General features: G+C 69.2%; 15 protein-coding genes. 6 read left to right on the plus strand and 9 right to left on the minus strand.

Annotation, left to right across the window (positions count from 1 at the left end; translation table 11 throughout):
- Positions 1-2 precede the first annotated feature (2 nt).
- The 3 genes from VHR41_08715 to VHR41_08725 are packed head-to-tail and all read right to left on the minus strand — an operon-like array spanning position 3 to position 2,530.
- Positions 3-1,295, minus strand: a complete 1,293-nt coding sequence (locus VHR41_08715) for a hypothetical protein (protein ID HEX3234268.1) — start codon at positions 1,293-1,295, stop codon at positions 3-5.
- On the minus strand, positions 1,282-1,890 hold the full coding sequence (locus tag VHR41_08720) for a hypothetical protein (protein ID HEX3234269.1): 609 nt from the start codon (positions 1,888-1,890) through the stop codon (positions 1,282-1,284). Before VHR41_08720 ends, VHR41_08715 begins: the two co-directional genes overlap by 14 nt.
- 40 nt (positions 1,891-1,930) lie before the next feature.
- Positions 1,931-2,530 carry a sigma-70 family RNA polymerase sigma factor gene (locus VHR41_08725; GenBank protein ID HEX3234270.1) on the minus strand — a complete coding sequence of 200 codons (600 nt, stop codon included), beginning with the start codon at positions 2,528-2,530 and terminating at the stop codon, positions 1,931-1,933.
- A 50-nt stretch (positions 2,531-2,580) separates the two neighbouring features.
- Between VHR41_08725 and VHR41_08730 the strand changes: the two genes are divergently transcribed.
- The 6 genes from VHR41_08730 to VHR41_08755 all read left to right on the plus strand — a co-directional run bounded on the left by VHR41_08730 (position 2,581) and on the right by VHR41_08755 (position 7,597).
- Positions 2,581-3,348: a ubiquinone/menaquinone biosynthesis methyltransferase gene (locus VHR41_08730; GenBank protein ID HEX3234271.1), complete on the plus strand. Its 768-nt coding sequence runs from the start codon at positions 2,581-2,583 to the stop codon at positions 3,346-3,348.
- 1 nt (position 3,349) lies between these two features.
- On the plus strand, positions 3,350-4,864 hold the full coding sequence (locus tag VHR41_08735; GenBank protein ID HEX3234272.1) for a menaquinone biosynthesis decarboxylase: 1,515 nt from the start codon (positions 3,350-3,352) through the stop codon (positions 4,862-4,864).
- Positions 4,861-5,754, plus strand: coding sequence for a UbiA-like polyprenyltransferase (locus VHR41_08740; protein HEX3234273.1), 894 nt, complete (start codon positions 4,861-4,863; stop codon positions 5,752-5,754). The genes VHR41_08735 and VHR41_08740 overlap by 4 nt, the downstream gene beginning before the upstream one ends.
- Before the next feature lie 5 nt (positions 5,755-5,759).
- Positions 5,760-6,350 carry a flavin prenyltransferase UbiX gene (locus VHR41_08745; GenBank protein HEX3234274.1) on the plus strand — a complete coding sequence of 197 codons (591 nt, stop codon included), beginning with the start codon at positions 5,760-5,762 and terminating at the stop codon, positions 6,348-6,350.
- A 94-nt stretch (positions 6,351-6,444) separates the two neighbouring features.
- Positions 6,445-6,936, plus strand: a complete 492-nt coding sequence (locus VHR41_08750) for a metallophosphoesterase family protein (GenBank protein HEX3234275.1) — start codon at positions 6,445-6,447, stop codon at positions 6,934-6,936.
- A 28-nt stretch (positions 6,937-6,964) separates the two neighbouring features.
- Positions 6,965-7,597, plus strand: a complete 633-nt coding sequence (locus VHR41_08755; GenBank protein HEX3234276.1) for a hypothetical protein — start codon at positions 6,965-6,967, stop codon at positions 7,595-7,597.
- 64 nt (positions 7,598-7,661) lie between these two features.
- On the opposite strand, the gene VHR41_08760 is transcribed toward VHR41_08755, so the two are convergent.
- From VHR41_08760 to VHR41_08785, 6 genes are all read right to left on the minus strand, one after another.
- Positions 7,662-8,282: an outer membrane beta-barrel protein gene (locus VHR41_08760; GenBank protein HEX3234277.1), complete on the minus strand. Its 621-nt coding sequence runs from the start codon at positions 8,280-8,282 to the stop codon at positions 7,662-7,664.
- 179 nt (positions 8,283-8,461) lie between these two features.
- Positions 8,462-9,568 carry a hypothetical protein gene (locus VHR41_08765; GenBank protein ID HEX3234278.1) on the minus strand — a complete coding sequence of 369 codons (1,107 nt, stop codon included), beginning with the start codon at positions 9,566-9,568 and terminating at the stop codon, positions 8,462-8,464.
- Positions 9,565-10,389: a bifunctional DNA-formamidopyrimidine glycosylase/DNA-(apurinic or apyrimidinic site) lyase gene (gene mutM, locus VHR41_08770; GenBank protein HEX3234279.1), complete on the minus strand. Its 825-nt coding sequence runs from the start codon at positions 10,387-10,389 to the stop codon at positions 9,565-9,567. The genes VHR41_08765 and mutM overlap by 4 nt, the downstream gene beginning before the upstream one ends.
- 66 nt (positions 10,390-10,455) lie before the next feature.
- Positions 10,456-11,763: a phosphoribosylamine--glycine ligase gene (gene purD / locus VHR41_08775; protein ID HEX3234280.1), complete on the minus strand. Its 1,308-nt coding sequence runs from the start codon at positions 11,761-11,763 to the stop codon at positions 10,456-10,458.
- Positions 11,760-12,776: a M48 family metallopeptidase gene (locus VHR41_08780; protein HEX3234281.1), complete on the minus strand. Its 1,017-nt coding sequence runs from the start codon at positions 12,774-12,776 to the stop codon at positions 11,760-11,762. The genes purD and VHR41_08780 overlap by 4 nt, the downstream gene beginning before the upstream one ends.
- Before the next feature lie 76 nt (positions 12,777-12,852).
- Positions 12,853-14,028, minus strand: coding sequence for a cystathionine gamma-synthase (locus VHR41_08785; GenBank protein ID HEX3234282.1), 1,176 nt, complete (start codon positions 14,026-14,028; stop codon positions 12,853-12,855).
- Positions 14,029-14,101: the final 73 nt, after the last annotated feature.

The raw sequence follows: 14,101 nt of genomic DNA on the forward strand, positions 1-14,101 counted from the left end.
GCTCAAAGCCCGCGGGTGGGCGTCCGGCCTCCCGGGCGCCGGGCAGCGGTGACCCCGAACTGCGGCGTCGCCCAGAGGTACTCGTCGGTGAGTGCCTCGGGGGGAATGAGGCGGCCCGCGAAGTTCTCCCGAATGCCCGCCCGGCTGAGCAGGGCTGCCCCGAAGCCGGCAGTTGCGAGCAGCCATGTCACCAGGAACGCCACACCCCGGATCAGATTGCCCGCCACGGGCACCCAGCCGAAGAGGGCCCAGGCGAGCCAGAACGCCGCCAGGCTTCCCAGCCCGACCAGCAGATAGCGATAACTATTGGGGGAGCCGATCATGCCCTGCGCCAGGCGGCGCCGAGTGTAGGTCTCGCCCATGGCGTGCGCCACCGCGAGATAGCCTCCAAGGGCGCCCACCACCACGAGCAGCCCGTAGACCACCACGGCGAACGGCAGCAGCAGGATCCCGGCGACGCTGAGCACCAGTCCCACTACCAGCATGCCGAAGGTGGGGAGCAGGAGGATCTGGCCCACCAGCCCGGTGACGAACGCTCGACCGAACGAGTGCGACACCGTATCCGAGACCACCTCGAGATTGGGGCGGCCGAACAGGACCAGCCCGAACCCGAGCGCGCCTAACGTGAGAAAGACGCCGACCACGCCCGAGACTCGGTGAAACACGGTCTCCAGCGCGCCGGGCGCCGGTGCTTCTCTGGCGGTGGGCCCTTCCGGAGCGGCGGCGCGGAGGCTGCGCACCTCTCCGCCGATCTCGCCGCCCTGATCGCGCACCTCGCCCCCGAGCGTCAGGATGTCGCCGCTCACCAGACCTCCGGGGTGCAGCACGACGTCACCGTCCACCGTCACCAGGTTGCCCATCAGCTTGCCGTACACATCGGCCGTGCCGTCCACCACCAGAAGGTGCCCCGGCACGCTCTCGTTGGATCCAACGCTGAAGTCGCCCAGCCGGGCCGTGCCGCTCGGCACGGTGAGGCGCACGGCTCCATCATTCGTGCGCAGCGCCCGGCGCAGCTTCGATTCGATGACTGTGGGTTTGCTCAGGTCGCTGATGTCGACGGTGTGGTCCTCCGACTGCGCGGGCGCGATGGCCTGGGGACGCGGCCGGGGGCCAGGCTCCTGTTGAACGGCCTTGCGCATACTGGAGACGCCCGACACCAGCGCCCAGAAGTCGTGCACCAGCGTCACCGTGCACGAACTGCACGTCCCCGGCCGAGTGCCGGCCGAGGCTGGACGCGCCGCCGCGGCCAGCAGGAGCACCAGAAGGAGCCGGGCCGGGGCGCTAGACGCTGGCATGGGCCACCTGCTGGGTCGGAAGCGCCAGAAGGCGGCGGAACGCAAGAACACCGCCGATATAGGCCAGGGAGGCGAGCGCGGAGGCGAGGCCAAGACGCGCCGGATGGGCCGCCAGGCTGCGCAGGGCGGCGTACCATGGCTGCTCGATGAAGTTCGAGGCCACCCCACGCAGGGTCAGCCAGGCCGCGCGGCCCGCTTCGCCTGCCAGCCACGATCCCAAGGCGGCGAGGGTCTGCTGATGCCCGAGAGTCCAGACGATGCTCGCGGTCATGGAGCAGGCCAGCAACAGCGCAACACTCGCCGCCAGCGCCGCCGTTTTCCGGTTGGCGAAGAGACGACGCCGCGTTGATTCCAGCGAGCGGAGAGCGAACGGGTCCGGCACCGCCACCGATTGCATGACCCGGTCGGCGAAATCGGCGGAGGGACTCATCAGCGGAAGCGCGGACAGCAGGGTCACCAGCTCCTGCTCCGCCTGGGTCCGCTCGAGACACTCCGGGCACCGCTCCAGGTGGGACTGCGCGTCTGGTGAGAGCGCGCCGTCGAGCCACGCGTCGAGGTCTTCGGCGGACAGATGCCGTCCGGGTGCAGGGGTCATAAGTGGACCCTCCTACGCTGGGGAATCGGGGAAGGTTTCATCATTTGAGGTGGGCCAGGAGCTGGCGCAGCTCGTTGCGGGCCCGGTGGATGTACGTCTTGACGGTGCCGAGCGGGAGATCCAGCATTTCGGCGATCTCCTCGTAGGCGCGCCCCTCGACGTGACGCAACAGGATGCAGGACCGGTACTCCGGCCGGAGCCGTCCGATCGCCGCCTCGATCGCGCCGCCCAGCTCCTTCGCCTCGACCGCATCGAGGGGCGACTCCTGCCGCGCGCCGATCTGCAGGGCCGTGGCCTGCATCGCCTCCGGTGTCTCCGCGTGGGGCGAGCCATCCAGCGAGAGCGTGTCCAGCTCCCGGCGCCGCAGATGGTCGATTGCGGCGTTGTTGGCGATCTTGAAAATCCAGGACGAGAACTTGAACTCGGGGCGGTAGGACTCGATGGCGTTGAGCGCCTTGACGAAGGTCTCTTGCGAGAGATCCTCCGCCAGCTCCCGGTCCCGCACCATGCGAAACAGCAGGGCGAAGATCGGGCGCTCGTACCGCCGGATCAGCTCACGATACGCGGCATCCTTTCCGCCGCGGGCGAGCAGCACGACCTCCTGATCGCTGAGTCGTGCCCACTCGGGCCCGCTAGGCATCGCCCCGTCGCCTTGCCAAGGATCTCGCCGCGGGACTACATTGAGCGCCTATGTTAGCCTCTGATCGTGAGTTACCCGTCGCCGGCGGTCCCGAAAAGCGGGCCTACGTCAAGCAGATCTTCGGGGCGATCGCGCCCACCTACGATCGGCTCAACCGCATCATCAGCCTGCGATTCGATCAGCGCTGGCGGCGTTGTGCGGTCGCTCAGCTGAACTGGGAGCGGATACCGGAGGGAATCTATCTAGATATCTGCGCCGGGACCCTCGATTTCGGGGCTACGCTGGCCCGCCAGCCCGGCTTTCGGGGACGGGTGATCGGCGCCGACTTCGTTCTGGCGATGCTCCGCCTGGGCCGCGGCAAGGCAGCCCGTCTGGCGCCGGTGGGAGCCGACGCCCTCGAGCTGCCCTTCGGGGATGCGGCATTCGATGGTGCCATGGTGGGATGGGGACTCCGGAACCTGGTCGACCTGGACGCCGGGCTGGCCGAGGCCGCCCGCGTGCTCCGGCCGGGCGCCAGGCTGGTGATACTGGACATGGCATTGCCGCCGGAGCCCTGGCTCCGGGCGCTCTATCAGTTCTACTTCCGCCGGGTGCTTCCTCTGATCGGCCGGCTGATCTCCCGGCACGCGACGGCGTACACCTGGCTGCCGGCCTCGACTCAGACCTTTCCCGCGCCGCCCGAGCTCGCGCGCCGGATGGCCGGCCAGGGCTTCACCGCCGTCTCCTACCGCCTGTTCATGGGCGGCGTCTGCGCGATGCACGTGGGCACACGGGGTGATCGTTCGGTGGGCGGCCGGTCGGCGCTCGGCCGCTCGTGACATGCACGCGCAGCTGAACCTGACCACAACGGACCCCATGGCCCTGGACAACCTGCGGCAGTTCATCAAGGCGATCGAGCAGCTCGGCGAGCTGGTACGCATCACCCACCCGGTGCGAGCCCACCTGGAGATTGCCGAGATCGCCGATCGCTGTATGAAGAGCCCCGGAGGTGGTCCGGCGCTGCTGTTCGAGCACGTCCTGCTGGAGGATGGGCGCAGGAGCGCGGCCCCCGTCGCCATCAACCTCTACGGCTCCATGCGGCGCATGGGCCTCGCCCTCGGTGTGGAGGACCTCGACGCCATCGGTGGCCGCATCTCCGAGCTGCTCAATCTCAAGGTGCCGGAAGGACTGTTCGGAAAGCTGGCGATGCTGCCCAAGCTCGCTGAAGTCGGGAAGTTCCCGCCCAGGGTGAAATCCGGACGCCCGCCCTGCCAAGAGGTGGTCCTCCGGGGCGAGGCCGTCAACCTCGACCAGATCCCCTTTCTCACCACCTGGCCCGGCGACGGCGGCCGCTACATCACCTTGCCGATGGTTATCACCACCGATCCCTCGCGGGGGATCCGGAACGTCGGCATGTACCGGGTCCAGGTGCTTGGGCGCGACACCCTGGCGATGCACTGGCAGCGTCACAAGGTGGGTGCCGCCCACTGGCGCGAGATGGCGGAGAAAGGGCAGCGCATGCCGGTGGTCATCGCCCTGGGCGGCGATCCGGCGAGCATCTACAGCGGCTCGGCGCCGCTGCCGCCCACTATCGACGAGTTCCTCTTCGCCGGATTCCTGCGCCGCGAGCCCGTGGAGCTGGCACGGGCCATCACCTGCGAGCTGGAGGTGCCCGCGGAAGCCGAGCTGGTGCTCGAGGGGTACATCGATCCGGCGGAGCCGCTGGTGCTGGAAGGTCCCTTCGGGGACCACACCGGGTTCTACTCGCTGGCCGACTACTATCCCAAGGTGCACGTCACCGCGCTGACCGCTCGGCGGGACCCGATCTATCCGGCGACCCTAGTTGGCCGGCCGCCGATGGAGGACTACTACCTCGGCCATGCCACCGAGCGGATCTTCCTTCCTCTGCTCAAGCTGACCGTGCCCGAGATCGTCGACTACCACATGCCGGCGGCAGGCATCTTCCACAACCTGGTCTTCGTCTCGATCGATAAGCAGTACCCCGGACAGGCGTACAAGGTGATGAACGCGCTCTGGGGCCAGGGGCTCATGTCGCTGGCCAAGCTGCTGGTGGTGCTGGACAAGGAGGTCAACGTCCGGAATCCGGACGAGGCCTGGTGGGTGACGCTCAACAACATCGACCCCGAGCGCGACGTGCGCTTCACCATGGGACCCATGGACGTGCTCGACCACTCCAGCAGGGGCTTCACCTACGGCAGCAAGATGGGGATCGACGCGACCCGGAAGTGGAAGGAAGAAGGATTCACCAGGGAATGGCCCGAGCCGATCACCATGGACCCCGACACCAAGCGGCGGGTAGACGAGATGTGGAGCCAGCTGGGGATCCGACTGTGAGCGGCGAGGGGCAGACGTTCGCCGGAGAGTCGCTGCTGATCCGCTACATCAACCTGGTGAAGCTGCCGCACACGCTTTTCGCCCTGCCGTTTGCCCTGCTCGGCGTACTCGCCGCGTCGCGGGTGGCACCGGTGCGGCCGCGCACCGTGCTGCTGGTGATGCTCGCCTTTTCGGCGGCCCGCTGGGCCGCGATGGCCTTCAATCGCATCGCCGACCTCCGGTTCGACGCTCGGAATCCGCGGACCCGCAACCGCGAGCTGCCCCGGGGTTCCCTCACGACCGCCCAGGCGTGGAGGTCCGTCGTCATCGCCGCGATGCTCTTCATCCTGGCGTCGGGCGGCCTCAACCGGCTCTGCCTCGCGCTGAGCCCGGCCGCCCTGGTCTGGGTGCTGACCTACAGCCTCTCGAAGCGATTCACCTGGTGGCCCCACCTCTGGCTCGGCATCAGTCTCGCCATCGCGCCGGTCGGAGGATACCTCGCGGTGACCGGGCGGTGGAGCCACCCGCCCTGGCTGCTTTTCTCCGTGGCCCTCGCGGTCGCCACCTGGGTCGCTGGGTTCGACATCTTCTACGCCCTGCCGGACGCCGGATTCGATCAAGCCGAGGGCTTGCGCAGCGCCGTCGTGCGGCTGGGTGAGCAGCGGGCCATCATGCTGGCCAAGCTCCTGCACACGGTCACCATCCCCGCGCTCGCGCTGTTCGGTTACGGGGCGGGTTTCGGTGCCTGGTATTACGTGGGGCTGGCCGTCGCGACCGGCATTCTGGCCTACGAGCACCGGCTGGTGCGGCCGGGGGACCTCTCCCGGCTGGATGCCGCGTTCTTCACCATGAACGGCGTCATGAGCGTGACGGTGTTCGCCTTCGCCCTGCTGGACCGGGCGGTCGGTTGAGCTCCATGAGCGGGCATCCCATCGTTCTCGCGCTCACCGGGGCGTCCGGCGCGCCCTACGGGCTTCGCCTGCTGGAGGTGCTGGCCCATCGCCGGGTGCCGGTCTGGCTCATTCCCTCGAGCCACGGGATGCGGCTGCTGCAGCACGAGTGCGGCATCGATTCGATCGAGTCGCTCCAGCGGGCCGTGGGCGACTGGTCGTCCGTCACCGTCTTCCCCGACGACGACCGCGGCGCGCTGCCCGCGTCCGGCTCCCAGCGGACCGGCGGCATGGTGGTCTGCCCCTGCTCGATGGGCACGGTGGCCGCGATCGCCGGAGGCACCAGCCGGTCGCTGGTGGAGCGCGCGGCGGACGTGACGCTCAAGGAGCGCCGCCGTCTCATCCTGGTGCCGCGGGAAACGCCGCTGTCGCTGGTGCATCTCAGGAACCTGGTGGCGGTCACCGAAGCCGGCGCGGTGGTGATCCCCGCGGCCCCCGGGTTCTATCATCGCCCCACCCGCATCGCCGAGCTGGTGGATTTCGTCGTACAGCGGGTCCTCGATCACCTCGAGCTGGACATCGATATCGCCCGGCGCTGGACGGGGGACGACGGATGATCCACCGCATGACATCACTGTCATCCCGGGCGGAGCGAGGGATCCTCTCCCCCGGGGGTCGACCTCTCGCGCGGATAACCCGGCGGTAGGGGACGTGCGGATCGGCGTCATCTCGGACACCCACGGGCTGCTTCGGCCCGAAGTCTTCGAGGCGTTTCGCGAGGTGGATCACATCCTCCACGGTGGCGACGTGGGACCGGCCGCGTTGCTGGACGAGCTGGCGGCGATCGCGCCGGTGACCGCCGTCTACGGCAACACCGACGGGGCGGAGGTCCGGCACCGGCTGCCGCGGGTGGCCGTGGTCCAGCTCGACGGGTTCGACATCGTGGTCACCCACGGCGACCAGTTCGGCTCTCCCACGCCGGAACGGGTGCACGCCGCATTTCCGGAGGCGGAGATCATCGTCTTCGGCCACACCCACCGGCCGCTGCTCACTCTGGTGGACGTGGTGGTCACGGTGATGAACCCGGGGGGCGCCGGCCGCCGCCGTTTCGATCTGCCCGCGTCGGTGGGCATTCTGGAGCTCGAGCCCGGCATCCCGCCGCGGGGCCGTCTCGTCCCGCTCACCCCATTCGACGCGGAGTAGCCGGCTGCTCGCGTCGCTGCTCGCGGCGTTGTCGATCTCTCTCCAGGCGCTCCCGCCAGGGGGCCCGCCAACCGACACACTCCACCTCCACGACCTCGTCGCGCCGCCGCCGGCAGATGGGCGGATCGACAGCGTTGCGTGGGGCCCGCCGCAGGTGCGGATCCCCACGCGGCAGGGCACGGCGTCGATCTGGCTGCTCCGTGCGGCGGATACGGTGTTCGTCGCGGCATCGATTCCGGACAGCACCCGTTCGTGGGCGGATGCGCTCGCCATCTGTTTCGACCTGGCGGGCACCCGCGCCGACGCGCCCGGCCACGAGGACTTTCAGTGGTCGCTTCAGCGGGTGCTCGACAGCAGCGTGGTGTATCGGGGACGGTCCGGTCGCTGGGAGCCGCCGCTCGGCGACCCCGACTGGCGGGTGGGCCGAGCTCGCGAAGGAGGTGGTTGGGCGGTCGGCGGCGTGGACGGCGCGCGGGGCTGGAGCCTGGTGCTCCGCCTCGATCCGGCGTGGCTCGCCGGGGCGCCGGGCCGCCGCCCGACCATGGCATTTCAGGTGCACGACAATGATCCCAACGGGTGGTACAGCTGGCCGGCCCCAACCACGAGCGCCGGTGCCACGCTGCTGGAGCGGACGCCGGCGTTGTGGGTACCGGTCGAGTAGACGGAGGCAGGCGCGCCAGGCCAGGGCCCCGGGATGCCAGATGGTCTCTGGTCGATGGCCCAGCCTACAGCCCGAGCCGCACGCCCGCGCTCACCGCCCAGTTGTGCGTCGTCTTGCTGCCCACGTTGAGACCCGTCGCCTCTTTCGCGTCGAACTTGCCGATGTAATCCTTCACCATGAGCTGCAGGCCGAACCGGCGGGCGAGGGCCACGTCGGCACCGGCCCCGACGTTGTACGCAAAGTTGGTCGAGTGGGTGGAGGCCGGGCCGACATCGAACGATTGGCGCATCGCGCCGGCGCCACCTTGCACGAACGGCGAGATCGGGAGTCCGCCGGTCAGCGGCACTCGGAGCCGGAGCGCGGCGTCGTACAGCAGCATCGAGCTGCTTCCCACGGACACGCCGCCGATCAGCGGCACGCCCACCTCGAGCGCCGGCTGTGAATACGCCACATTCCCCACCAGCGCGATCCCGCTGGTGAGCCCCAGCGCCGCCTCGGCGCCATAGACCGCCGCGCCCGCATCCCGGAGACTGGTGCCGAGCGGCCCGGAAGCCAGATTGCCGAACTTGATGTAGCCAGCATAGGGTGTGATGCCGAACGAGGGACCCGCGGAGCGCTGTGCGGCTAGGGGCGTCGTCAGAGCGAGGCCGGCGAGGATGCCGGCGCAAAGGGTGTTCTTCAGCATGTGACCTCCCGCATGTCGGTGAATGGTGCGCTGGCGCGCGACGGCAGCGGGTGAAGGCACGGTCGGTGCCACAATCTGCAGGTAGTCAAGTCCCAGTGAACAAGTGGCTTACCGGAGAGGGCCGCCAGGCCTGTCCTCCTGTGCGGACGATTGGAGCTGGATCCTGTCCCCAGGGTCCTTCAGGCGGCCCAGTCGGAATAGCTGGAAGTGCGTCGCAGGGCCTCCGGATGGGCCCGGAACCACGACATGAGGAGGAGGATCTCGTCGATCGAATCGGGTGGGAGCGGCCCCACCGGCGGCGTCGGCCGGGCGGCCTCTTCCGCGACCACGGCCCGAAAGGCCTCGTGCTCGATGGGGGTCGAGGGGTAGGCGAACGAGGCACGCACCACGCCCTGGCGGACGAGATAGACCCGGTCGTCGCCGAAGTCACCGGGATCGTGATACACGAACGTGAGGAGGTCTCGCGCCGACCGGGCGCGGCTGGTGGCCGCCAGCAACCACTCCAGCTGCTCGAACTTCTCGCGCCAGCGCGCCGCCACCTCGAAGCGCGCCTCGGCCGCGGCCTGCTGCATCGCGTGCACCACCCGATCGACCGGCTGAATCGTCCGGCCCTCCAGGAACGCCCGCGCCGTCTCCACCCGCTGCCGGTACTCTCGCTCCGCCACGAAGCCGGCGCAGGGACCGGAGCAGAAGCCGAACTGATGCCGCATGCAGCCGGCCTGGCGCGGCTCATCGAACAGATCTCCCTGGCCCGCGAACACCACCGGCATCGTCGGCGCACAATCCCGGAGCTGGAGCAGATCGTTGAGCGTGCGCACTGCCTCCAGGGTCCGGCCGAGGGAGTGGAACGGTCCGTAGCACCCGATGTCACCGCGGGTCACCGTGCTGCCGGCGTACACTCGGGCCGCCGATTCGCCCGAGATCTTGATTAGCACGCATCGGCGGGTGACGTTGCCGCGATGGTTGAAGTACGGCCGACACTTTCGGATCTGACGCAGCTCGCTGAGGTAGGCGGCGAACTCGCTGGGCACGTAATCCCAGGTGATGTCGCTCGCCGCATAGAGAATGCGCGCGGCCTTGTCCTCGGGATAGTCCGCCCGGAAGTAGCTCAGCAGCCGGGTCCGGAGCCGCTTGGCCTTGCCCACGTAAATGATCCGACCCAGGCTGTCGACCATGCGATACACGGCGGGCCGGTTCTCGGAGAGCGCCCGCACCCGCTCGCGGAGCTGGTCGAGATCGGTCGATGGGAGCGGGGCGGCTCGCTGGGCGCGGCGGCTTCGGCTCACGACTGGCAGTGGTGGCAGAACACGGTGATGCGGCCATCGATTTCGTGGGTACCCGTGAGGCGGGTGCCGCACCGCCGGCAGGGCTCGCCTTCCCTCCCGTAGACCAGCAGCTCGAGCTGGAAGCTGCCCGACTCTCCCGTGCCGGTCCGGTAGTCGCGCACGGTCGAGCCGTTCGAGGCGATGGCCGCCCTGAGAATTCGCTGAAGCTCCACGTGCAGCCGTTGATGGTGCTCCGGCGTCAGGTGATCGCCGGGCTTCGAGGGGTCGATGCCGGCCGCGAACAACGCCTCGTTGGCGTAGATGTTTCCCACCCCGGCCAGGTGCCGCTGGTCCATCAGGATCTTCTTCACCGCCTGCCGGGAGCCGCCCAATGCGCGGCCCAGACGCGCAGGGGTGAAGCTCGGGTCGAGCGGCTCGGGTCCGATGGCGGCGGTATAGCGCTCCCAGCCGCGGCGATCGAGCAGGAGCAGGGTGCCCAGGCGACGGACGTCGCGGTACACCAGCTCGCCACCGTCATCCAGCGCGGCGCGGAGCACCGCGTACTGCGTCTCCTCGCCGGTGAGCGGCCGGTCGGAGACGACGAGGGATCCCGTCATGCCGGGCTGAACCACCAGGCGGCGCTCGCCCAGATCCAGCACAGCGTGCTTGGCTCGCCGGAACACATCCCGCACGGAGGCGCCAGTGAGGTCCCGCAAGAGGCGCCGCCGAGTCACCCCGCGGAGGACGTCGGTGTGGCTGAGGGAGACCTGGCGGAGCTGGCGGCCGACGAGAGCGGGACGGATGTCGCGGACGATGGTTTCGACTTCGGGAAGCTCGGGCATCGCACTGCAATCTAACTCGAGGGTCTTACGCACTGTGATCCCGAGCCAATCGCTGCGCTCCGCTAGCTAACGCAACAGCGGCGCGGGCACCTCTCCAGCAGACCGTCGGGCCGCCTCCCGCCAGCCGATATCCCGGCGGAAGACCTTCCCCTCGAACTCGATCCCTTCGGCGGCACCCCGGCTCAGGCGCTGCGCCTCGCCGAACGTCGGGGCTACGGCCGTCACCGTGAGGACGCGCCCGCCGCTTGCTCGCAGGACGCCGTCCGGTCCGCGGGTGGTGCCCGCGTGAAAGACCGTCACTCCGGCCGGCAAGACATCCGGAATGGTGATGGCCGCTCCCTTCTCAGGGGTGTCCGGGTAGCCGCGGGAGGCGAGCACCGTGGTGACCGAGGCGTGATCCCGTCGCTGGACGACGGGCGAGACCCCCTCGCCCCGCGCGACCCGAAAGACACACTCGGTGAGTCCTTCCGACACCAGCGGCAGCACCACCTGCGCTTCCGGATCTCCCAACCGGCAGTTGAACTCCACGACCGAAAGCTCTCCTGTCGGGTCCACCATGAGGCCGGCGTACAACACGCCAGTGAAGGGAGTGCCCTGACTGCGGAGCTGTTCGAGGGTGGGGTGTAGCACCCGCCGGCGCACCTGCTCGAGCAGGGCAGGGGTGGCCAACGACACGGGGCTGTAGGCCCCCATGCCGCCGGTGTTGGGGCCGCCATCGCCCTCGAGCAGCCGCTTGTGGTCCTGAGCCACCGGGAGGAGCTCGACGTCCATGCCATCGGTGAGGGCGAGGACCGAGATCTCCTCACCCTCGAGAAAGTCCTCCACCACCACGGTCCGCCCCGCCTCGCCGAACTTTCCCTCACCCAGCATCGCCCGCACGACCGCCGCGGCATCTCCCCGGGTGGCGCAGACTACGGCGCCTTTCCCGGCCGCCAGGCCCGAGGCCTTCACCACCAGAGGCTCGGAGTGCCGGTCGACGTACTCCAGTGCGGAGGGGAGGTCCTGGAACGTGCGACTTCCGGCGGTCGGCACGCCGGCGGCCGCCATGAGCTCCTTGGAGAATGCTTTCGACGCCTCGATCTGGGCGGCCGCGGCACTGGGCCCGAAGACCGCGCGCCCTTCCGCTCTCAGACGATCGGCCAGCCCGCGCGCGAGTGGAACCTCGGGGCCGATCACGGTGAGATCGATCCCGTGCATGTCGGCCGCGTCGGCCAGCCGGTCGAGGTCGTCGGCGGGGATCGGGAGGTTGACCGCCAGCTCCGCGGTGCCCGGATTTCCCGGTGCGCAGTAGAGATCGGAGTCTGGGTTCTCCCGGCGGAGGGACCAGCAGATGGCGTGCTCCCGGCCCCCGCCGCCGACGACCAGAAGCCTCACGGTTTCTGCGCGTTCCGAAAGGCGTCGCGGGCCCGCTCGGCGGCTCGCTTGGCTGCCTCGGCCACCTGGGTGGCGAGCTCACGGGCCTCGCCCGCGTAATAGCTCCTCGCCGCGCCCAGGTCGTCCCGCAGCGGGCGCTCCTCGGCGTCGGGTCCGCGCCGGACGTACTCGCCCCGGAGGATCCGCTCGTATTCGCCGCTGGTGACCCAGCGCTGCAGCTCCGCGGCACGCACGGTGTGCATCGGGTGGGTGAGCGCCAGGGTGCTGAGGACTTTGTAGACCACGTCCAGGCCTTCGCCGCTGGCGGCATACTCATGGGCCTGCTGCATGAACGCGTCGACGTTGAGCTGGGCGGTGAATCCCTCGCCCCGGCCGCCGCCGGCCATCTTCATGTCCAGGCTCTGTGCGGCCACCACGTCCTGGGCGCCCAGCAGACCCGCCCGGTCGGAGGAGAGCTCCGACTTGCGCGACCACTCGAGAAAAGCGAGTCGCACCGGTAACACCGCGATGCTCGCCAAGACCGGGAGCGCGCCCAGGCTGATGAGCGCGAGAATGGCCGCGATGGTCCGGTACAGCGCGTGGCCGCTCATCACGTGTCCCATCTCGTGCGCCAGGAGGACCCGCAGCTCGTCGTCGTTCAGCAGCTCGACGGCCGCGGAGTGGATCACGATGAACGGCTTGTCGATGCCGTACGCGCCGGCGTTGAAGAAGGGGGTCTGGGAGACGTACAGCTCGGGCACGGTGGGCCAATCGAAGGTGGTGACCACCTCGTTGTGCATGTGCCACAGCTTGGGAAACTGCGCCGGGCCGATCCGGACGGCGTTCCCCTGAAAGAGCAGCCGCACCCCGCGCTCGCCACCGATGAGCGCCAGCACCTTCCTGATGATCTCGTCGACACCAGGGACGGAGCGGAGGGTCTGCAGTGCCGCCCGGTCCGCCGGGTGCTCCCATGAGACCGCCGCGATCTGGGCGAAGCTCTGGCGCGGGCGTACGGCGGGAACGGAAGTGCTCATGGTATGACTCAGGTTAGAGGAGCTCGCCGTACGGGAACAGTATCAGATAGTTTCACATTGAGACACGCGCGTCAGCTCACCCGGCGCTCGCCGCGAAGGCCCGGTCCAGGTCCTCGATCAGGTCCTCCGCGTCCTCCACGCCGCAGCTCAGCCGGACCAGACTGTCGGTCAGTCCCAGCTTCTGGCGCAACGCCGGCGGCACCGATGCGTGAGTCATGCTGGCGGGATGGCCGATCAGGCTCTCGACCCCGCCAAGCGACTCGGCGAGGGCGAACACGCGGGTCCGCTCGACGAAGCGCCGGGCTCGGGCGGCATCGCCCAGATCGAGCGAGATCATCCCGCCGAAGCCGGACATCTGGCGGCAGGCCAGCTCGTGCTGCGGGTGGGAAGGCAGTCCCGGATAATAGAGCCGCGTCACGTCGGAGCGCCGGCTGATCCATTCCGCGATGCGACGGCCGTTGGCGTCGTGCTGCCGCATGCGGAGCGGCAGGGTCTTGAGCCCCCTGAGCGCCAGCCAGCAGTCCATCGGGCCGGGCACTCCACCCGCCGCGTTCTGGAGGAAACCCAGCCGTTCGGCCAGATCGTCCCGCGAGGTGATCAGCAGGCCTCCGACCATGTCGCTATGGCCGTTGAGGTACTTGGTGGTGGAGTGCAGCACGATGTCCGCGCCGTGCTCGAGCGGGCGCTGGAAGAACGGCGTGGCGAAGGTGTTGTCCACCACGTAGAGATAGCCGTGGGCCCGGGTCAGGTCTCCCACCGCGGCGAGGTCGACCAGATTCATCATCGGATTGGTCGGAGTCTCGCAGTAGATCATCCGTGTGGCCGGGGTGAGCGCGGCCTCGATGGCATCGATCCCCCGCATGTCCACGAAGCTGAATCGCACCCCGAACTCGCCGTAGACCCGCTCCATCAGCCGGTGGGTGCCGCCGTAGACGTTGTCCCCGCAGACGACGTGATCGCCCGAACGCAACAGCTTGAGCACGTTGTCGAGCGCGGCGAGCCCGGAGCCGAAGGCGAACCCATGGGTCCCGCCCTCCAGACTGGCGACGTTGCGCTCGAGCGCCTCGCGGGTGGGGTTCTGGGTCCGCGCGTACTCGTAGCCTTTGTGCACTCCGAGCGCGGACTGCACGTAGGTCGAGGTCTGGTAGATGGGCGTCATGACGGCGCCGGAGAGCGGCTCGGGCACCTGGCCCGCGTGGACCGACCGGGTGGCGAATCGGTGCTGGGGATCTGTCGGGAGAATCCGGGTCATCAGGGCCGGCGCCAGTGAGGGTGGCAGAAGCGTAATGGCGCGCCCCGCTCGGTTGAAGAGGGGGTGTGCCGCG

It is taken from the genome of Gemmatimonadales bacterium, assembly GCA_036265815.1.
Taxonomy (GTDB): Bacteria; Gemmatimonadota; Gemmatimonadetes; order Gemmatimonadales; family GWC2-71-9; genus CAVVWJ01.

Coding starts and splice junctions, on each gene's coding strand:
- VHR41_08720 (HEX3234269.1), bottom strand. CDS start 1,890: ATGACCCCTGCACCCGGACGGCATCTGTCCGCCGAAGACCTCGACGCG.
- VHR41_08735 (HEX3234272.1), top strand. CDS start 3,350: ATGCACGCGCAGCTGAACCTGACCACAACGGACCCCATGGCCCTGGAC.
- VHR41_08730 (HEX3234271.1), top strand. CDS start 2,581: ATGTTAGCCTCTGATCGTGAGTTACCCGTCGCCGGCGGTCCCGAAAAG.
- VHR41_08725 (HEX3234270.1), bottom strand. CDS start 2,530: ATGCCTAGCGGGCCCGAGTGGGCACGACTCAGCGATCAGGAGGTCGTG.
- VHR41_08745 (HEX3234274.1), top strand. CDS start 5,760: ATGAGCGGGCATCCCATCGTTCTCGCGCTCACCGGGGCGTCCGGCGCG.
- VHR41_08715 (HEX3234268.1), bottom strand. CDS start 1,295: ATGCCAGCGTCTAGCGCCCCGGCCCGGCTCCTTCTGGTGCTCCTGCTG.
- mutM (HEX3234279.1), bottom strand. CDS start 10,389: ATGCCCGAGCTTCCCGAAGTCGAAACCATCGTCCGCGACATCCGTCCC.
- VHR41_08785 (HEX3234282.1), bottom strand. CDS start 14,028: ATGACCCGGATTCTCCCGACAGATCCCCAGCACCGATTCGCCACCCGG.
- VHR41_08780 (HEX3234281.1), bottom strand. CDS start 12,776: ATGAGCACTTCCGTTCCCGCCGTACGCCCGCGCCAGAGCTTCGCCCAG.
- VHR41_08760 (HEX3234277.1), bottom strand. CDS start 8,282: ATGCTGAAGAACACCCTTTGCGCCGGCATCCTCGCCGGCCTCGCTCTG.